Consider the following 17,122-nt stretch of genomic DNA (forward strand, 5'->3'; position numbering starts at 1 on the left):
CGATGACCACACAGGACACCCCGTCGGCGGGCGGCGACAACGCCGGGCCTGGTGGGCAGGCCGGTTTGTCGCAGCCCGATCCGATCAAGGCGGTGCCACTGCGCCGTCCGGGGCGATGGATCGCCGCGGCGATCATTCTGATTCTGGTCGGCCTGTTCGTATACGGCGCCAAGACCAATCCGGCCTACCGGTGGGACACCTACGGAAAATACTTGTTCGACAGCCGGATCGTCTCCGGCGCGGTGGTCACACTGGAGTTGACCATCCTGGCGATGGCTCTTGCCGTCTCGCTGGGCACAGTGCTCGCTGTGATGCGCCTGTCGCCCAACCCGGTGCTGCGAGCGACGGCATGGGTGTATCTCTGGATCTTCCGCGGCACACCAGTTTTCGTGCAATTGGTGTTCTGGGGCCTGTTCCCGTCCCTGTACAAGCAGATTGCCCTCGGCATCCCGTTCGGGCCGCAGCTGTTGCAGCTGGATGTGCAGGATTTGCAGGCGGCGTTCACCTTCGCCGTGATCGGACTCGGCCTCAACGAGGCCGCCTACATGGCCGAAATCGTCCGTGCCGGAATCAATTCCGTCGGCGAGGGGCAGCGTGAGGCCTCCACCGCGCTCGGTATGTCCTGGTCGCAGACGATGCGCAGGACGGTGTTGCCGCAGTCGATGCGGGTGATCATCCCGCCGACCGGTAACGAGCTGATCGGCATGCTCAAGACTACGTCGCTGGTCACCGCGCTGCCGTTGACCACCGATCTCTTCGGCAGGGCGCGTGATATCTACGGTGTGAACTTTCAGCCGATTCCGCTGCTGCTGGTCACTGCCACGTGGTATCTCGCGATCACCAGCGTGTTGATGGTCGGCCAGTTCTACCTGGAGCGCTACTACTCGCGTGGTGTCTCGCGGCAGTTGACCGCGAAGCAGTTGCAGGAGTTGGCCGATGCGCAACAGATTGTGAAGGCGAAATGACCGTCGACCTCGACAAGGATTCCGCCGTCGAAAAGGCCGACCGGCCGCCGATGATCGTCGCGGACCAGGTGTGCAAGAGCTTCGGCGCGCTACAGGTGCTCAAGGGGATTTCGCTGGAGGTCGCGCGCGGCGAGGTGCTGTGCCTGATCGGCCCTTCGGGTTCGGGGAAGTCGACGTTCCTGCGCTGCATCAATCACCTCGAGCAGGTGAACGCCGGCCGGCTCTATGTGGACGGTGACCTGGTCGGCTACCGGGAGAAGGGCGACAAGCTCTACGAGCTGCATCCGCGCGATGCGGCCAAGCAGCGCCGCGATATCGGCATGGTGTTCCAGCATTTCAATCTGTTCCCGCACCGCACGGCGCTGGAGAACATCATCGAAGCGCCGACTCAGGTGAAGAAGGTGCGCAAATCCGTTGCGGTGGCTCGGGCGCACGAGCTGCTCGAGCGAGTCGGCATGGGGGACAAGGCAAATGCCTATCCCGCACAACTGTCGGGCGGTCAGCAGCAGCGTGTCGCGATCGCCAGGGCGCTTGCCATGGATCCGAAGCTCATGTTGTTCGACGAGCCGACTTCGGCCTTGGACCCGGAGCTGGTCGGCGAGGTGCTCGGCGTGATGCGCGAGCTGGCGTCATCGGGCATGACGATGGTGGTCGTCACGCACGAAATGGGTTTCGCGCGTGAGGTTGCCGATCAATTGGTGTTCATGGACGCCGGCGTGGTCGTCGAAGCGGGCAGGCCGCGTGAGGTGTTGGCCAACCCGCAGGAAGCCCGCACCCAGGCGTTCCTGTCGCGACTGCTGTAGCGCCGCCCGCGTACCGGCTACGGAGTCCTGGTGCGCGCCAGACTGATTCGGAGCTGACCGAGTAGGACTTCAGCGGCAGGACTGCCCGGCCGATCGCGCCGCCAAGCCAGTGCGAGCTTACCGTGCAGCTGCGGCTCGCTGATCGGTAGCACCCGTACCCCGAATGCCGCCGCTTCCTCGGGGTTCGGCGCGGGTACCACCGCGATGCCGAGGCCGCGGGCGGCCAGGCGGAGCAACAGCGGCGGCGCGGCGGCTTCGAATGCCACATCCGGCTCGAAACCCGCTGCGGCGCAGGCGCGGTCGAAGACGCCGCGAATACCGGTGCCGCGTGGCAGACAGATCAGTGGGTGGTCGCGGAGCTCGCCGAGCGGGATGTGTGTTCGATTCGGTCCGTCGAGTGCGACGGCCGCGACGATCGGAGTATCGAGCACGACGTCGATACCGAGACCGGCATCGAGGTCGGCTCCGGTCAATCCGACGAGGGCGATGTCCAGCTCGCCGTGCCGCACCGCGGCCAGCATCCGTTCGGAGGTGTCCTCGGTCAGGCTGATGCCGACCTGTGGGTGATCGTCGTGGAAGTCGGCCAGTGCCGAGGAGATATCGAAGTCCTCGGTGGCTGTGCCCGAGATGCAGCCGATGCGGACGTGCCCACGCAATAGTCCGGTGAATTCGTCCACGGTCCGCGTTATCCGCTCGGTCGCGGCGAGTGCGGCGCGCGCATGCGGTAGCACTGCCGCGCCCACCGCTGTCATGGTCACCGAACGGCCGCTGCGATCGAGCAGCTGCTGACCCAGCTCGCGTTCGAGCTGCCGGATCTGGGCGCTGAGCCCGGGCTGGGCCAGGTGCAGGCGGGCCGCGGCGCGGGTGAAGTTGGCTTCCTCGACGACGGTGACGAAGTAGCGGAGCTGACGCAGTTCCATAACTAGTTATTCTAGAAGCAAGCATAACTATCTGTTGTACTTCTTATCTGGGCGCGGGCATCGTGTGAGCCATGGGAAACATCGCAGCTGAGATCATTGATGCCGACGCCTTCACCGGCCCCGTCTTCTATCCCGGCGACGCCGGGTACGAGGACGAGATCGCGGGCTTCCAGACCGCCTACTCCCACCGACCCGCGCTCATCGTCGGGGCCGTGCACGCGGCGGACGTGCGCAGCGCGGTGGAATACGCGGCGCGCCAGGGACTTCCAGTGGCGGTTCAGGCCACCGGGCACGGGTTGTCGGTCGCCGCCGAGGGTGGCGTGCTGATCAGCACCCGGCGCATGACCGGCATTCGGATCGACCCTGTCGCGGCAACCGCGAGGGTCGCGGCGGGAGTCCGGGCGGGCGCGCTGGTCGAGGCGGCGGCGCGGCACGGGCTCGCGCCGCTGAACGGTTCATCGCCATCGGTCGGCGTCGTCGGCTACACCCTCGGCGGTGGACTCGGGCTACTGGCCCGGGAATTCGGCTACGCGGCCGATCATGTGCGCGTCATCGAGTTGGTCACCGCCGACGGACGGATGCGCAGGCTGGTTCCCGGCGACGAGTTGTTCGGCGCGGTGCTCGGCAGCGGCGGCAACTTCGGCGTGGTGACCGCCATGGAAGTGGAGCTGGTTCCGGTGACCACGGTGTACGGCGGTCAGCTGGTATTCGATACGCCGTTGGTCGAGCGGGCGCTCGATGTGTGGCGGCAGTGGACCGACACGGTCCCCGAGCAACTGACCTCGACCGTCACCATGCTGACCTTTCCGGATATTCCGCAGGTCCCCGCGCCGCTGCGTGGCCGCTATGTGGCGTCGTTCCGGATTGCCTTCGATGGCCCCGCCGAAGAGGGAGAGAAGCTGGTCGCACCGCTTCGCGCGATCGGCGACCGCTTGCGCGACGACTTGCGCGCGATGCCCTACGCCGAGTCGCACGCTATCCACGGCGACCCCGACCACCCACACGCCTACGCGGCGACCAACGCCCTACTCTCCGACCTCGGTCCGGAAGCCCGGTCGGCGTTGCTCGCGGTCACCGGCCCTGACGCACCGATCGAGGCCGTAGTCGACATTCGTCACCTCGGCGGAGCGCTGCGTAGGCCCGGCGCCGCGGGAATCTCCATCGACTATCGCGACGCAGGCTTCATCGTCCGTGTGATCACCATGCCGGAACCGGGCAGTGCCGCAACAGCTCCCGCCGACCATGCGGCGGTCCGCGCGGCACTGTCCCCCTGGACCCTCGGCCACAATCTCAACTTCCTCTATGGCGCGGGCGCGGCCGCCACCGAGGACCAGACCCGCACCGGTTACACCCCCGACACCTACGCCCGCCTCGCCACCCTGAAGGCAAACAGTGACCCCCACAACATGTTCCGCTTCAACCGCAACATCGCTGCGGCCCACTGAACCGATTGCGCTCCCGGCCTTCTCTGCTAGCATTGTGATATCACTTTGATACTTCGGAGGATGTTATGAAGTTTCGGGACGCATTCCGCCTGAACGGCTTTTCGGTGCTGTTGGGTTGGTTGGTGCTCACGATCTTGTTCGGTGGGGGTGCCGTACTCGGCTACGTGATCGCGGGGCGCAACCACAATGCGCCCGCGTTGGTCGGTGCGATTGTCGCGACGGTCATCGTGGTCGTGTTGCTCCTGCTCGCAACCGGTCTGACCGTGGTGAACCCGAACGAGGCGAAGGTGGTGCAGTTTTTCGGTCGCTACATCGGCTCGGTGAGTGAACCCGGGTTCTTCTCGGTGGTTCCGCTCACCGATCGCCGCAGCATCTCGTTGCGGGTGCGCAATTTCGAGACGCAGAAGCTGAAGGTCAACGACGCCGACGGCAACCCGGTCGAGATCGCCGCGGTGGTGGTCTATCGGGTGGTCGACAGCTTCAAGGCCGCTTTCGCTGTCGACGACTACGAGGAGTACGTGGAAACCCAGTCCGAGGCGGCGGTTCGGCACCTGGCGACCACACATCCCTACGACGCGCACGACGCGGATCGCACCAGCCTGCGCGACGGTGCCGAGGTTGCTGGGGAACTGACGGTCGAACTGCGGGAACGCACCGAAATGGCGGGCATCGAGGTGTTGGAGGCCCGGATCACCCACCTCGCCTACGCCCCCGAGATCGCCCAGGCCATGCTGGTCCGGCAGCAGGCCGCGCAGGTGGTCGCCGCGCGTACCCACATTGTCGAGGGCGCCGTCGGCATGGTCGGTCTTGCGCTGGAGAAGCTGGCCGAACAGGGCACGGTCGAACTCGACGAGGAACGAAAGGCCACTATGGTGTCGAATCTCTTGGTTGTCCTGTGTGGCGACCGGGCCATCCAGCCCGTGGTCAACACCGGATCCATCTACTCCTGAGTCGCGGCGATGGCTGAACGGAAGAAGCTCTTACTCCGCCTCGACCCGGCAGTGCACGACGCCATCGCCCAATGGGCGGCCGATGATCTGCGCAGCATCAATGCGCAGATCGAATACGCCCTGCGGCGTGCGTTGGAGCAGGCGGGTCGAAAGCCGAAGTGACCGAGGCGAGTTCCGGCCGCGTGCCCCGTCCCCGAGATTCCAGTGGAAATGCTGGAACGCTCCGGTGGCGGGGCCTTTCGGCGTGCTGTCGCGTTGCGGTACGCGTCGCAACGGCCACACCGAGTCTCGACAGGCGACTCGGCGTGGTGGGTAAACATCGGTGACTGCTCGCCTTTGTCGGACGTACCGACGCCGCTGCGGTCAGGATGCTCGGAACTTGCCGCTACGGTGAGCTCGTCCAGTAGTCGATGGCGTCGTCAGTGCAGTGCGTGCTGCAGATCGAGGTCGTAGGACGCACCGGACGACGCCCGCTCGGCGCGTCCGACGAAGTAGCGACCGGGCGCATCGGTCACCGGGATCGGTCGCCGGCCAGGCGAGATCGGCGCCCGAGGTGGCAGGTATGCACGCCGGGCAAGGCGACCACCGCGCGTGCGGCCGTGCGCCAGAGGAACTGCCCGATTTCCCGGCGTCCCTGGCCAGTCCGGTACCCGGCATCAGGCCTGGATCGAAAGCATTGACCTTGATCCCGCGGGGCCCGAGCCGCCCGGCCAGCTCATAGGCCGTTTGTAGGTTGGCCAGTTTCGGCGGTGATCGGCCCGATGGTCCTGCGTTTCGCCGAGCATCTTGCGCGCCGGATAGAAGTCGATGGTGGTGCGGACGTGCGACCGCTGCTCTGGGCCGAGGTCGGCATGTCTTGCTTCTGCGCCGGATACCAGATCTGGCTGAATTCCGGCGGCGATCTCGAGGCGCATATCGCCGCCGCGCGCCGCGTTGCCGGCGGAATTCGGCCGGTCGGAGCCCGCCATTGCGCCTTCGCGCTGAATTCCTACGGCGCAGCACGGCGTCAAATGCTGGGAATCTGCGGGTGGACCAGGCAGTATCAGGACGTTCGGTCATAGATTCCAACGGCGGGAGTGATGATGCAGGGCACTGTCAAATGGTTCAATGCGGACAAGGGATTCGGTTTCATTGCTCCGGACGACGGAGGGCCGGACGTCTTCGTCCATTTCAGCGCGATCGCCGACACGGGCTTCCGCAGCCTGAACGACGACCAGCGGGTCGAGTTCGACATCACCCAGGGCCAGAAGGGTCCGCAGGCGGAAAACGTGCGGCCGATCTGACGTTCTTGAAGCCTGTGCGTCGCCGATGGGTCTGGAATCCTCGACGGCGCACAGGTTTTCGGGTGATCGACCGGGCGTGATCGGCTAGGTGATCCCGAGCACCCGCGACAGCAGGGTCTGTCGAGTCGGCGCTGCGCACTTGGCCAGGATCGCTTTCACATGGTCATTGACGGTGTGCTCGGACAGCACTAGCTCGGCCGCCATCCGCCGGGAATCGAACCCGGCCGCGAGCAGCGCGAGCACCTCCGATTCCCGGGCCGACAGCGCATGCGCGCGGGCAAATAGGTCCATTCGCTCTTCGGGTGTACTCGGCTCGATGGACACCGCGATATCGCCGCCACCGATGCGATCGGCCTGCACTGTCACCCACCGGCTGCCACCCAGCTTGATCCGCGACCGCGCCGGGCCGACCGGGAGATCGTGTTCCGCGGCGATGAGGGCGGCGCCGACGTTGTACACCGAGGCCGGTATCGGCGGCATCGGCTCATCCGGTGGGTTGAGCCGCAGCAATGCCAGCGCCGCTGCCTCGGTCTGGATGCGGACCTGGAGATCCGGGTCGAGGATGACCACGGCGGGACCCACCCGTGGCACTTGGTCGGCAGGTGCTGCGAAGGTGCGCCCGAGTGCTCGGCGCAGCCCGAGTGTGATGGTTCCCGCGAGCGCGGACAACGCCGTCAGATCGGTCACCGTGAACGGTGGCGACGATATTCGAAGCAGCTCGAGGAATCCCCAGCACCCGTACCGATCGCCGAGCGCCAACGAGGCGCTGTCGACCACACCCAGTGCGCGCTGGCCGTTGTTCCACAGCAGTGACCGCGACGGGTCGCCCCCGGTGGCGCGCAGCAGGGATCGGGCGCCCGCCTCGGTGTCCAGCAGCTCCGGCCACCGGTTGACGCGGGTCAGATAGCGCAGCCGGATCAGCTCGGGCAGCCGGGGCCAGGACAGGCCCGGCACGTCGGCCAGTGGTGAGGTGGCCACCCGGGTCACCGGGTCGGTGAGGGCGAAGACGTGTCCGTCGAAGGCGATCGTGCGGCGCACCTCGTCCAGCACTACCTCACGCAGCCGCTTCGCGTCAGCTCGCGGTGACACCGGCGCTCGACCCTATCGAGTAGTTCGCGCGCGCTCGGCGCGCGCTCAGTGTAGGGCGAAGATCCCCAGGATCAGGGATGTTTCCGCTGCGCGACCTGGACTTCGATTCGGTCGCCGCCGCGGCGGCGTTCCGCGACGACCTCCGCAAGGTCACCGCGACTCCGCAATCGCGAGCGTTGCTGATCGCGCACGAGACCTACCTGGTGGAAGTGGCCGACCAGCCTGCCCGAGCCGTGACCGCGGCCGGATGAATCGAGCGCCCATCGTCGCGGCATATACCCGGCTATGGGCCCCATTCACTCGGTCGGCGTGCGGGCGCTATCGGGCTTTCGGCTTGCTCGTGACGAAAATCGCTGTGCCAGGAAATAATTCGCCACGCAATGGGCTCCACTGGCCCCACTCGCGGTCCAGCCACTCCGGCCAGTCGGGTTCGATGATGTCTTCGAGGATCAGGCCCGCGGCGACGATCTCGCGGACCCGGTCGCCGATGGTGCGATGGTGCTCGACATAGGTGGCCTCGCCCTCGCCGTCGACCTCTACGTAGGGGGTGCGGTCGAAGTAGGGGATCGAGGCGGTCAGACCGGCCTCGCCGGGATCGTCGGGGAAGATCCAGCGCATCGGGTGGTTCACCGAGAACACCCAGCGCCCGCCCGGGCGCAACACCCGGGCGACCTCGCGCATCACCTGCGCCGAGTCGGCGACGAACGGGATCGCGCCGAAAGCCGAGCAGGCGAGGTCGAAGGCGCTGTCGGCGAAAGGCAACGCTTCGGCACCCGACTGCACGAGGGGAACCTGGGGTCCGCCGCGGGCCATGGCGGCAAGACCGCGCTCGAGCATGCCCATCGATAGGTCCAGGCCGACCGGGTGCGCGCCCTGTCCGGCGAGCCAGCGTGCGCACGGCGCGGAACCGCAGCCGATCTCCAGGATCCGCTTGCCGGCAACCTCGCCGAGGAAATGCATGTCCCCCTCGTGCAAGCCCTCGGGACACCACACGAACTCGCCGTCGGGGGAATCGACGCCGAGGAAATCGGCGTGGGTCTGGTGATACTGGGTAGCATCGGCATCCCACCAGCGTCTGCTGGCCTGCTGGCTGGCTGCTGAGCCGATCCGGGTGCGCGCGGTCCCGGCCGTTCCGAGCAGTGTGTTTGCTTGCGCATGGCGATCTTCCGACACGCGGCCAGCGTAGTCCGGCGTGGCGTCGAGACCGGTTTGCCCGGCCGGACCAAGGTCGCGTACGCTGAACGCGCGAGTGCCTTCTGTACTGCCGTACCGATGTCCTCAGAAGGGGCTGAAGTAACAGGTGAGGTAGCAGAGCACCCGCGCTGAGTTTCACAAGCTTTGCCGTGCGGTACGTTCATTATGTCCGTCACGTCGCGTCATCGCGGTGAGTTCGCAGCGTACCGAAAGTTCCAATGTCCGCAACCGACCACAATCCGTCCGGAGCAAACCGACACATGCCCACCACCGTCACCTCGCCGCAGGTAGCCGTCAACGACATCGGCTCCGCCGAGGATTTCCTCGCCGCCATCGACGCCACGATCAAGTACTTCAACGACGGCGACATCGTCGAAGGAACCATCGTCAAGGTCGACCGCGACGAGGTCCTGCTCGACATCGGTTATAAAACCGAAGGCGTCATCCCTTCCCGTGAGCTCTCCATCAAGCACGATGTCGACCCTAATGAGGTCGTTTCCGTGGGCGATGAGGTCGAGGCTCTCGTTCTCACCAAGGAGGACAAGGAAGGCCGCCTGATCCTGTCGAAGAAGCGCGCTCAGTACGAGCGCGCTTGGGGCACCATCGAGGAGCTCAAGGAGAAGGACGAGGCCGTCAAGGGCACCGTCATCGAGGTCGTCAAGGGCGGCCTGATCCTCGACATCGGTCTCCGTGGCTTCCTGCCCGCTTCGCTCGTCGAGATGCGTCGGGTCCGCGACCTCCAGCCGTACGTCGGCAAGGAGATCGAGGCCAAGATCATCGAGCTGGACAAGAACCGCAACAACGTGGTCCTTTCCCGCCGCGCGTGGCTCGAGCAGACCCAGTCCGAGGTCCGCAGCGAGTTCCTGCACCAGCTGCAGAAGGGCCAGGTCCGCAAGGGTGTGGTCTCCTCGATCGTCAACTTCGGTGCCTTCGTGGACCTGGGTGGCGTCGACGGCCTGGTGCACGTCTCCGAGCTCTCCTGGAAGCACATCGACCACCCCTCCGAGGTTGTCGAGGTCGGCAACGAGGTCACCGTCGAGGTGCTCGACGTCGACCTGGATCGCGAGCGGGTTTCGCTGTCGCTCAAGGCGACTCAGGAAGACCCGTGGCGTCAGTTCGCCCGCACCCACGCGATCGGCCAGATCGTCCCGGGCAAGGTCACCAAGCTGGTTCCGTTCGGTGCGTTCGTGCGCGTCGAAGAGGGCATCGAGGGCCTGGTGCACATCTCCGAGCTGGCCGAGCGCCACGTGGAGGTCCCGGACCAGGTTGTCGCTGTCGGCGACGACGCGATGGTCAAGGTCATCGACATCGACCTCGAGCGTCGCCGGATCTCGCTGAGCCTCAAGCAGGCCAACGAGGACTACCACGCCGAGTTCGATCCGTCGAAGTACGGCATGGCCGACAGCTACGACGAGCAGGGCAACTACATCTTCCCCGAGGGCTTCGACTCCGAGACCAACGACTGGATCGAAGGTTTCGACAAGCAGCGCGAAGAGTGGGAAGGCCGTTACGCCGAGGCTGAGCGTCGCCACAAGATGCACACCGCGCAAATGGAGAAGATGGCGGCCGACGCCGCGGCCGAGGCCGCGAACGGTGGCGGCTCGTCGAACTACTCCTCCGAGAGCGGTTCGCAGGCGTCCTCCTCCAGCGCGCCCGAGTCGGCCGGTGGTTCGCTGGCCAGCGACGCGCAGCTGGCGGCTCTGCGGGAGAAGCTCTCCGGCAACGCCTGATAGGCACGTTACGAGGAAGGCCCCGGTCCGTTCGCGGACCGGGGCCTTCCCGTTCGTGTGCCGTGGGTCAGCACAAGCTCCCAGGTCAGTGTGCGAAGGTCCCGCTGGCCCGCTCGCAGTCTGCGCAGCCTGTCTCTAGGCTCTTCTCGGTGACAGGTCAACATCTCGATCTGATAGTGCCGGGCGCCGTATGGCCGTTTCCGGCGGCTGCATCACCGCAGGCGGGCGCGACAACGGGGACCGATTGAGCGGCCTTGCCGGCACCGCGGCGAAATTGGCGCCGGTCGTTGTGGTGTTCGGCGGTGGCGTGGTATTCGCGCGGCGCAAGCTCATCGGAGCGGAGAGCTCGAAGGCCTTCTCCGACTTCGCTTTTCTCTTCGCGATTCCGTGCTACCTGTTCGGTTCGCTGTATGCGAGCGATCTGGGGCAGGTGTTCGACCCCGTGGCGATCGCCGCATACCTGGCCACGGTGTTTGTCGGGATGGCGGTGGTTGGCGCTACCGCGCGCCGGGTGATGGGCGCCGATGTGCGGGGCACTGCTCTGCGGATCATGGCGGGCGTCCAGGTCAACACGACATACTTCGCCATACCGGTTTTCGTGCTCCTGTTCGATGATGCCGCGCCGGTCTTTCCGACGATCCTGCTCCAGGTCTGTGTGCTGACGGTGGTCGTCATCGCCATCATGGAATACGGTGCGGCGCGCGAGGACCCGGATCGTCCGATGCGCACCGCCGTGGTGCGTGGCATTGGTGCGGCGCTGGGTACGCCGATCGTCATCGCCTGCTACCTCGGCGTCGCCGCCAATGTGACGGATGTTCCGGTGCCGGGGTGGGTCCGTGATGCGCTGGCTTTCAGCGGCAATGCGGCCGCGCCGGTGGCTTTGTTCGCACTCGGCCTGCACCTGGGCGGGGCAGGTTTGCGACTGCGCCCAGCCGCGCGCGACGAGTACGTGCTGATTGCCTGCAAATGTGTCGCACTCCCACTGCTGGCATTCGTCGTCGCCGAGTACCTTTTCGGTATCACCGGCCCATGGCTGACCTACCTGGTGGTGATCGCCGCTATGCCCGCACCACAGAACCTCTTCATCTTTGCGCAGCGTTACGACACCGACGTCGACCTCGCGGCCGCGATCGTCGCGAAGACGTCCGTCATTGCACTGATCTTGCTGCCGCTGTGGCTGCTGATCACGGGCTTCACTGCAGCGTGAGCACCTTCGCCTGCCCGGATATCACCACGTCGTTCTGGTCGACCAAGGCCGCACGTACCTGCACGACCGCACCCGACGCCAATGGCGTCTCGCCGGAGGATCCTGCCAAGGAGACGGTGGCGGCGTGTTGTGTGCCGTCACAGGCGACGTCGTTCTGGGTGCCGAGGGCCGCGGGGCGCTCCGCGGTGGGTTCTCCCGCCATCACCTTGATGCTCGTCACTCCGGCGTCGGCCTCGCAGCTGTATTCGACGCCGACGTTGTTCGGAGTGGCACCGGCGATGTCGACGGTAGTGGCGGCGAGCGCGGGGGCAGCGGTCAGCACCAGGGCGGCGCCCATCGATGCGAGGACGGTTGCGGTACGGACAGTGCCGCGATGATTCCGAGTGGTCATCATGATTCTTCGTTCCTCCTGTGTGACGTAAACGGATCGCTGAACACATCGGGACGAGAACGCGGCCCTCACCGCACCGCGTGCATCTATGGTCCAACTCCGAGGTCGCCCCGCGTGGCGGAATCGCCTGATCGGCGCATCGCGGCGGCGGCTGCGATGCGGTCGTACCCGGTGCCGAGGGTCGGTTGGCTCACACTCTTGGTCATTTGCCGTGGATCCATGGCATGGTTGTCCAGTGAGATCAGGCTTATCGACGTGATCCGCTTGGCTCATCTACAGAAAAGAATGAAGTAAGCAATGACTCAAGGCAGTGTGAAGTGGTTCAACAGCGAAAAGGGCTTCGGCTTTATCGCGCAAGACGGTGGCGGCCCTGACGTCTTCGTTCACTATTCCGCGGTTTCCGGCTCGGGATTCAAGTCCCTTGAAGAAGGACAGCGCGTGGAGTTCGAGGTCGGCCAAGGACAGAAGGGCCCGCAGGCCCAGGACGTCCGCGCCATCTGATCGACGCAGCTTGGTAAAGCCCCGCACCCTCTGGGTGCGGGGTTTTTGCGTATTTCGGGGTGACTACCCGGGTGGGGTGTTGCTACCCTCGGCTACCGCCGCGACCAGCTGTCGAAATGTCGGGCATTGCGTGAAGTCCTCTGCTTCGCATGCCATCGCATGCTCGATCATCCGCTGCGAGGCCTGCGCTTCGGCGATCCGGACGCCGAGCTCCTCATATTGTCTGGCCAGCACGGTTCGGCGTGCGGCACGGTCCGGTGCGTCGAGCATCTTCCGCAACTGCTCCAGGCTCAGCCCGGCTGCCTTGCCTCGCACGATCATCGCGACCCGGACCACATGATCCTGGACGTAGCGTCGTCGGCCGCTCACCCGCCCGGCCGGTTGCAGTAAGCCCATCGACTCCCAGTGCCGCAGCACGTGTGTGGCAAGACCGAAGCGTGCCGCCAGCGCGCCGATCGTGAACTCACCGGTGCCAGGGGTGGGATCGGTGAAGTGGATATCGCCGTCGGGGCTTGACTTCATGTTCACATTAACATGCAGAGTGGTCCGTGATGTCAAGGCGATGTCATCACGAGGAGGACCATATGTTCGAGGTAATCGTCGTCGGCGGCGGGCCGGCCGGACTCTCGGCCGCACTGACCCTGGGTCGTGCCCACCGACGCGTTCTGGTGCTGGACTCCGGTCACGCACGTAACGCACCCGCCGCCGCAGTTCACAATTTCTTCACCCGCGACGGCGTGCCGCCTGCCGAGCTCCGAGCGATCGGCCGCGATCAGCTGGCGATGTATCCCACCGTCGAGGTTCGCGACGGTGCGGCCACCGGGGTCGCCCGAGGTGATCACAGCTTCATCGTGCAGCTCGCGGACGGCGCGAAGGCCGAGACCAAGCGGCTGCTGCTGGCCAGTGGCCTGGTCGACCAGCTGCCCGATATCGCGGGTATCGCCGAGCTGTGGGGGCGGGCGGTGTTCCACTGTCCCTACTGCCACGGTTTCGAGAGCAGTCAGCGGCCGATCGCCGTGATCGGTGGCGAATCCGACCGCATCCGGCTCGCGCTGCATCTGAGCCGGTTCAGCGCGGATGTCATCCTGTGTACGAACGGACCGGCGGATGTTCCGCCGTCCGCGGCGCAGGCCATGTCGGCAGCCGGTGTCATGATCCGCCGCGAACGCATCACCGGGTTCGAGGCTGCCGGTGACAAGCTCCATGCGCTCGCTTTCCAGGGCGGACCGGCGCTGCGGCGCGAAGTCGCCTTCGTCAGAAGCACCTGGACCCAGCGGTCCGCGCTACCCGCGCTGCTCGGTTGCGCCGCGTTCCCGGACGGCACGGTGCAGGTCGACGAGTTTCACCGGACCAGCGTGCCCGGCGTCTACGCCGCGGGCGACATGGCCCGACGAGCAACGATCCCGGTTCCGTTGGCCGCGGTCGTCGCGGCTGCCGCAGCTGGAACCGTCGCGGGCAGTGTCCTCGACCAAGACCTGGTCAGCGCCGACTTTCAGCTGCCGAACCCCTTTATCGCACAGGAGAAGTGAGTCGTGTCCGTCACCACGACCGCGGCCGGACCGGCTGCGCGCACCAGCAATGTCCCGCTCGCTGCCGCCGGGCTTGCGCTCGGCATGCTGCTCTCGGTTCTCGACCAGACCATCGTCAGTATCGCGCTGCCGGATATTGCGGGTGACCTCGGCGATGTCGGTTCGCTGCGGTGGATCGTGACCTGTTATGTGCTGGCCTCCACGGCGACGGGCGCGCTGTACGGCAGGCTCAGCGATCGATTCGGCAGGCGGCCGGTGTTCCTCACCGCGGTGGGTATATTCACCATCGCGTCGGCGCTGTGTGGCATGGCGGGCACGCTCACCGAGCTCGTGGTGTTGCGCACCATGCAGGGGGTCGGTGCCGGCGCACTGTTCACGATTCCGACGATCGCCCTTGCCGAGCTGTTCCCTGTCGCCCTGCGCGGCCGGGTGCAGGGCGCGGTGGGCGCGATTTTCGCCGTGGCCGCCGTCAGCGGTCCGCTCGTCGGCGGGGCGATCACCGACGCCGTGGGGTGGCGCTGGATCTTCTATATCAATGTGCCACTCGGCCTGATCTCGATGGCACTTGTCGGGTTTGCGCTGAGACTGCCGCGTGGTGGCATCGCCGTTCGGCTGGATGTCGGTGGCTCCGTGCTGCTTGTCGGCGCGGTGATCGGAGTTCTGCTGATCGGTGAATGGTCCAGCGGTTCGAACCCCGCAGGTGTCGGGCTGATTCTCGGCCTCGGTGCCGCGGTGGTCATCATGCTCGGCGCCTTCGTGTGGCGGGAACGCCGCACCGATGACCCGGTGATCCCGTTGGGACTGTTCACCCACCGGGTCACGGGCGTCATCCTGCCCGCGACACTGGTCCTCGGAGTGCTGATGTACTCGTCGATCGTCTACTTGCCGACCTATTTGCGCAGCGCCTTCGGCATGAGCGCGACCGAGGCAGGCCTGGCGCTGAATCCGTATGTCGTCGCATTCATGGTGTCATCGTTCCTCGCCGGCAGTCTGGCGAGCAAGACGGGCAGATACCGGCCCTTCCTGATCGGCGGCGCGGCGGTGATCGTTCTCGGATTCGCATTGCTGGGTCTGCTCGATGCGGAGTCGAGCTATCTCGCCGTGGCGCTGGGGCTGATCGTGCTCGGCAGCGGCATCGGCATGATCTTGCAGCTGATGGTGACAGTTGCGCAGAATGCTGTCGCCGCAACGGAACTCGGCGCGGTCACGTCCGCTGCGCTGGCTCTGCGCGGTCTCGGCATGTCGCTCGGCATCGCAGTCTACGGTGGTGTCCTCGGCCACGAACTGGCCGGAAAACCCGCCTCCGCAACGGCTACGGCCGATGCGATTCCGGATACCTTGATCTGGGCTCTTCCGCTGACCATGGTGCTGCTCGTGCTGACACTCGCGATTCCGGATCCCGCTCGGCAACGCCGGTCGACCGGGGAAGACCGAGCCGACTCGAGCCGGCAGGCACCGTAGTCTGCGCCGCCGTCTGGCGTGCCCGAAGCCTCCCGATTGCCGTCGGGAGGCTCCGATCTGGGGCGCGTCCCTTCGTCGCTGATAATTGGTTCGATCTCGTGACCGGCCGCAGCGCTCGGGACCGATGCCTGTGGCGGTGCGGTGGACCACGCGGGATCGGTGCCGGTGGCGGTGCGCGGGATCGATTCGGGGGTAACCGAATTCGGGCTGTCGAGGGTCGTGTTCGGCGGTAGGGTGCCGGGCATGGGGAGCAATTCGGGCCGCAACGACTATCTCGAGCAGGTCGTTGCCCAGCAGGCCGCACTCGAAGGTGACTTGCGCACACGCAAGCCGATGGCGGCGGAGGCGTTTGCGCCCGCACCGGCGGCCGCGCCCGGTGGACCGGCGCAGCCGATACGTCGCGGCGCCATGGCCAAGCGCGCCGATCGAGTCGGGCCCGCTGCACAGGGCGGCGGGCCGGGGCCGGTGGAGGTCAAGGTCACCGGATTCTGGCGGTGGCGCACGGTTCTGGTGCCGCCCAACGCTTTTGTCGTGCACACCCGGCGTGGTCGGAGCGAGCCGCTGCACATCGGGCTTGGCGTCTCCTTCCGCTTCGATCCCGCGACCGACGCGTATCTGGTGGTGCCCGGTGCCATGCAGACGATCCTGATCAACGCCTACTGCATCTGCAGCGAATTACAGGGCGTGTTGGTCCAGGGGTACGTGCAGTGGATCATCGAGGATTTCGCCACCGCCTATCGCAAGCTCGACTTCTCCGACGGCGAGGATCCGATGCGGTTGGTCAACATTCAGCTGCGTGAACAGGCCGAGGCCGCCATCAAGGACAAGGTGTCCACCATGGGGGTGCGGGATGTGCTCAGCGACAAGCAGCCGATCATCGAGGAATTGACCGCGAGGCTCCGAGCGGTGGCCGAGGGATCCGGAGATGCGGCAGGGGACGGCCGCGACCGGGGGCTCGGCCTCGGCATCGTCACCGTACAGATCAAGGAAGCGGTGGTCAGCTCGTCCACGCTCTGGGAGAATCTGCAGAAGCCCTACCGCAGCGAACAGAGCCAGATCGCCCGCCTCGCGGAACTGGCAACCCAGGAAGTGATTTCGGCGCGCGAGACCGAGGCGAATCGGATCGCCGAGGAGCGGCGTATCGAGAACGAGCGGGAACTGGCCGAACTGCGCGCACGCAATGAGGCGGCGCGGTTCGACAGGGAGACCGCCGAACAGTTGCGCCGCACCACCCGGCAGCACGACGACGAGCGCACCGTCGCCGATCTCGCGCAGGAGACCGCACTGCACGCGCTACGGCTGGAACGTGAACAACACGCCGAACGCACCGAAAACTTGCGCCGCACCCAGGAGTTGCGGCAGCTGGAACGCGACGGCGAGCTGGCCGAGGCAGCGGCCCGGACCCGCGCGGCACACGAGGCCGCCCTGCTCGACCTGGAGCGCGACCACATCGGGGTGGTTACCGCCAACGAGCGCAATACCACGGCGATCCAGGCACAGCTGGTGGAGTCGCTGCCGGAGATCGTCGCCAAGCTGCCCGCCCCTGCCGAACTGAAATCGTTCCAACTCGGCGGCGACTCGGCCGCGTTGTCCGGCGTGATCGCCCAGCTGGCTGCCGTGATGGAGGCATTCGCACCGAAGCCGTGATCGAGGT

At 66.2% G+C, this 17,122-nt stretch carries 19 protein-coding genes and 1 pseudogene; 14 read left to right on the forward strand and 6 right to left on the reverse strand.

Annotated features, from left to right (window positions below):
• Window positions 1-2 precede the first annotated feature (2 nt).
• Entirely contained in the window at window positions 3-965 is a 963-nt protein-coding gene (locus AB0M74_RS18930; protein WP_366527549.1) for an amino acid ABC transporter permease, read from the forward strand.
• Window positions 962-1,768 carry an amino acid ABC transporter ATP-binding protein gene (locus tag AB0M74_RS18935; RefSeq protein ID WP_366527550.1) on the forward strand — a complete coding sequence of 269 codons (807 nt, stop codon included), beginning with the start codon at window positions 962-964 and terminating at the stop codon, window positions 1,766-1,768. Before AB0M74_RS18930 ends, AB0M74_RS18935 begins: the two co-directional genes overlap by 4 nt.
• Before the next feature lie 17 nt (window positions 1,769-1,785).
• Here AB0M74_RS18935 and AB0M74_RS18940 read toward each other — a convergent pair whose 3' ends face one another.
• The gene (locus AB0M74_RS18940) at window positions 1,786-2,688 is read right to left on the reverse strand and encodes a LysR family transcriptional regulator (protein WP_366527551.1); all 903 of its coding nucleotides are present in this window, start codon (window positions 2,686-2,688) and stop codon (window positions 1,786-1,788) included.
• 71 nt (window positions 2,689-2,759) lie between these two features.
• Here AB0M74_RS18940 and AB0M74_RS18945 point away from each other — a divergent pair, with 71 nt between their 5' ends.
• From AB0M74_RS18945 to AB0M74_RS18955, 3 genes are all read left to right on the forward strand, one after another.
• Entirely contained in the window at window positions 2,760-4,133 is a 1,374-nt protein-coding gene (locus AB0M74_RS18945) for an FAD-binding oxidoreductase (RefSeq protein ID WP_366527552.1), read from the forward strand.
• A 65-nt stretch (window positions 4,134-4,198) separates the two neighbouring features.
• A complete protein-coding gene (locus AB0M74_RS18950; protein WP_366527553.1) occupies window positions 4,199-5,083 on the forward strand; it encodes an SPFH domain-containing protein in 885 nt (294 codons plus the stop codon).
• 9 nt (window positions 5,084-5,092) lie between these two features.
• Complete coding sequence (locus AB0M74_RS18955; RefSeq protein ID WP_366527554.1) at window positions 5,093-5,245, forward strand: toxin-antitoxin system HicB family antitoxin; 153 nt, start codon at window positions 5,093-5,095, stop codon at window positions 5,243-5,245.
• Window positions 5,246-5,713: 468 nt separating this feature from the next.
• Here the strand turns inward: AB0M74_RS18955 and AB0M74_RS18960 are convergent.
• Window positions 5,714-5,827, reverse strand: a pseudogene (locus AB0M74_RS18960) (alanine-phosphoribitol ligase); the annotation flags it as partial.
• Window positions 5,828-5,832: 5 nt separating this feature from the next.
• Between AB0M74_RS18960 and AB0M74_RS18965 the strand changes: the two are divergent.
• Both AB0M74_RS18965 and AB0M74_RS18970 read left to right on the forward strand, forming a co-directional pair.
• Window positions 5,833-6,144: a hypothetical protein gene (locus AB0M74_RS18965; protein WP_366527609.1), complete on the forward strand. Its 312-nt coding sequence runs from the start codon at window positions 5,833-5,835 to the stop codon at window positions 6,142-6,144.
• An 18-nt stretch (window positions 6,145-6,162) separates the two neighbouring features.
• Window positions 6,163-6,366 (forward strand): cold-shock protein, encoded by a 204-nt coding sequence (locus tag AB0M74_RS18970; protein WP_366527555.1) that lies wholly within the window; start codon window positions 6,163-6,165, stop codon window positions 6,364-6,366.
• A gap of 84 nt (window positions 6,367-6,450) precedes the next feature.
• Here AB0M74_RS18970 and AB0M74_RS18975 read toward each other — a convergent pair whose 3' ends face one another.
• Complete coding sequence (locus AB0M74_RS18975; RefSeq protein WP_366527556.1) at window positions 6,451-7,455, reverse strand: helix-turn-helix transcriptional regulator; 1,005 nt, start codon at window positions 7,453-7,455, stop codon at window positions 6,451-6,453.
• Between the two features lie 77 nt (window positions 7,456-7,532).
• Here AB0M74_RS18975 and AB0M74_RS18980 point away from each other — a divergent pair, with 77 nt between their 5' ends.
• Entirely contained in the window at window positions 7,533-7,706 is a 174-nt protein-coding gene (locus AB0M74_RS18980) for a hypothetical protein (RefSeq protein WP_366527557.1), read from the forward strand.
• A gap of 67 nt (window positions 7,707-7,773) precedes the next feature.
• Here AB0M74_RS18980 and AB0M74_RS18985 read toward each other — a convergent pair whose 3' ends face one another.
• Window positions 7,774-8,628: a class I SAM-dependent methyltransferase gene (locus AB0M74_RS18985; RefSeq protein WP_366527558.1), complete on the reverse strand. Its 855-nt coding sequence runs from the start codon at window positions 8,626-8,628 to the stop codon at window positions 7,774-7,776.
• 281 nt (window positions 8,629-8,909) lie between these two features.
• Between AB0M74_RS18985 and rpsA the strand changes: the two genes are divergently transcribed.
• Entirely contained in the window at window positions 8,910-10,379 is a 1,470-nt protein-coding gene (gene rpsA / locus AB0M74_RS18990; protein ID WP_366527559.1) for a 30S ribosomal protein S1, read from the forward strand.
• Window positions 10,380-10,569: 190 nt separating this feature from the next.
• Window positions 10,570-11,586 carry an AEC family transporter gene (locus tag AB0M74_RS18995; RefSeq protein ID WP_366527560.1) on the forward strand — a complete coding sequence of 339 codons (1,017 nt, stop codon included), beginning with the start codon at window positions 10,570-10,572 and terminating at the stop codon, window positions 11,584-11,586.
• On the opposite strand, the gene AB0M74_RS19000 is transcribed toward AB0M74_RS18995, so the two are convergent.
• A complete protein-coding gene (locus AB0M74_RS19000) occupies window positions 11,573-11,980 on the reverse strand; it encodes a hypothetical protein (protein ID WP_366527561.1) in 408 nt (135 codons plus the stop codon). The two genes, AB0M74_RS18995 and AB0M74_RS19000, sit on opposite strands and share 14 nt — an antisense overlap.
• A gap of 294 nt (window positions 11,981-12,274) precedes the next feature.
• On the opposite strand from AB0M74_RS19000, the gene AB0M74_RS19005 reads away from it, so the two are divergent.
• Complete coding sequence (locus AB0M74_RS19005) at window positions 12,275-12,478, forward strand: cold-shock protein (protein WP_327114982.1); 204 nt, start codon at window positions 12,275-12,277, stop codon at window positions 12,476-12,478.
• 63 nt (window positions 12,479-12,541) lie between these two features.
• Here the strand turns inward: AB0M74_RS19005 and AB0M74_RS19010 are convergent, their stop codons facing one another.
• The gene (locus AB0M74_RS19010; protein WP_366527562.1) at window positions 12,542-13,000 is read right to left on the reverse strand and encodes a MerR family transcriptional regulator; all 459 of its coding nucleotides are present in this window, start codon (window positions 12,998-13,000) and stop codon (window positions 12,542-12,544) included.
• A gap of 62 nt (window positions 13,001-13,062) precedes the next feature.
• Here AB0M74_RS19010 and AB0M74_RS19015 point away from each other — a divergent pair, with 62 nt between their 5' ends.
• From AB0M74_RS19015 to AB0M74_RS19025, 3 genes are all read left to right on the forward strand, one after another.
• Window positions 13,063-14,007, forward strand: a complete 945-nt coding sequence (locus tag AB0M74_RS19015) for an NAD(P)/FAD-dependent oxidoreductase (RefSeq protein WP_366527563.1) — start codon at window positions 13,063-13,065, stop codon at window positions 14,005-14,007.
• 3 nt (window positions 14,008-14,010) lie between these two features.
• Window positions 14,011-15,468 carry an MFS transporter gene (locus tag AB0M74_RS19020; RefSeq protein WP_366527564.1) on the forward strand — a complete coding sequence of 486 codons (1,458 nt, stop codon included), beginning with the start codon at window positions 14,011-14,013 and terminating at the stop codon, window positions 15,466-15,468.
• A gap of 243 nt (window positions 15,469-15,711) precedes the next feature.
• Complete coding sequence (locus tag AB0M74_RS19025) at window positions 15,712-17,115, forward strand: SPFH domain-containing protein (protein ID WP_366527565.1); 1,404 nt, start codon at window positions 15,712-15,714, stop codon at window positions 17,113-17,115.
• Window positions 17,116-17,122: the final 7 nt, after the last annotated feature.

The organism is Nocardia sp. NPDC051463, assembly GCF_040681975.1.
Lineage (GTDB): Bacteria > Actinomycetota > Actinomycetes > Mycobacteriales > Mycobacteriaceae > Nocardia.

Bases quoted from the DNA above. Each gene is read 5' to 3' on its own strand.
- AB0M74_RS19005 (WP_327114982.1), top strand. From the start codon at position 12,275: ATGACTCAAGGCAGTGTGAAGTGGTTCAACAGCGAAAAGGGCTTCGGC.
- AB0M74_RS18970 (WP_366527555.1), top strand. From the start codon at position 6,163: ATGATGCAGGGCACTGTCAAATGGTTCAATGCGGACAAGGGATTCGGT.
- rpsA (WP_366527559.1), top strand. From the start codon at position 8,910: ATGCCCACCACCGTCACCTCGCCGCAGGTAGCCGTCAACGACATCGGC.
- AB0M74_RS18945 (WP_366527552.1), top strand. From the start codon at position 2,760: ATGGGAAACATCGCAGCTGAGATCATTGATGCCGACGCCTTCACCGGC.
- AB0M74_RS19010 (WP_366527562.1), bottom strand. From the start codon at position 13,000: ATGAAGTCAAGCCCCGACGGCGATATCCACTTCACCGATCCCACCCCT.
- AB0M74_RS18940 (WP_366527551.1), bottom strand. From the start codon at position 2,688: ATGGAACTGCGTCAGCTCCGCTACTTCGTCACCGTCGTCGAGGAAGCC.
- AB0M74_RS19000 (WP_366527561.1), bottom strand. From the start codon at position 11,980: ATGATGACCACTCGGAATCATCGCGGCACTGTCCGTACCGCAACCGTC.
- AB0M74_RS18930 (WP_366527549.1), top strand. From the start codon at position 3: ATGACCACACAGGACACCCCGTCGGCGGGCGGCGACAACGCCGGGCCT.
- AB0M74_RS19015 (WP_366527563.1), top strand. From the start codon at position 13,063: ATGTTCGAGGTAATCGTCGTCGGCGGCGGGCCGGCCGGACTCTCGGCC.
- AB0M74_RS18955 (WP_366527554.1), top strand. From the start codon at position 5,093: ATGGCTGAACGGAAGAAGCTCTTACTCCGCCTCGACCCGGCAGTGCAC.
- AB0M74_RS18980 (WP_366527557.1), top strand. From the start codon at position 7,533: ATGTTTCCGCTGCGCGACCTGGACTTCGATTCGGTCGCCGCCGCGGCG.
- AB0M74_RS19025 (WP_366527565.1), top strand. From the start codon at position 15,712: ATGGGGAGCAATTCGGGCCGCAACGACTATCTCGAGCAGGTCGTTGCC.
- AB0M74_RS18950 (WP_366527553.1), top strand. From the start codon at position 4,199: ATGAAGTTTCGGGACGCATTCCGCCTGAACGGCTTTTCGGTGCTGTTG.
- AB0M74_RS18995 (WP_366527560.1), top strand. From the start codon at position 10,570: ATGGCCGTTTCCGGCGGCTGCATCACCGCAGGCGGGCGCGACAACGGG.
- AB0M74_RS18935 (WP_366527550.1), top strand. From the start codon at position 962: ATGACCGTCGACCTCGACAAGGATTCCGCCGTCGAAAAGGCCGACCGG.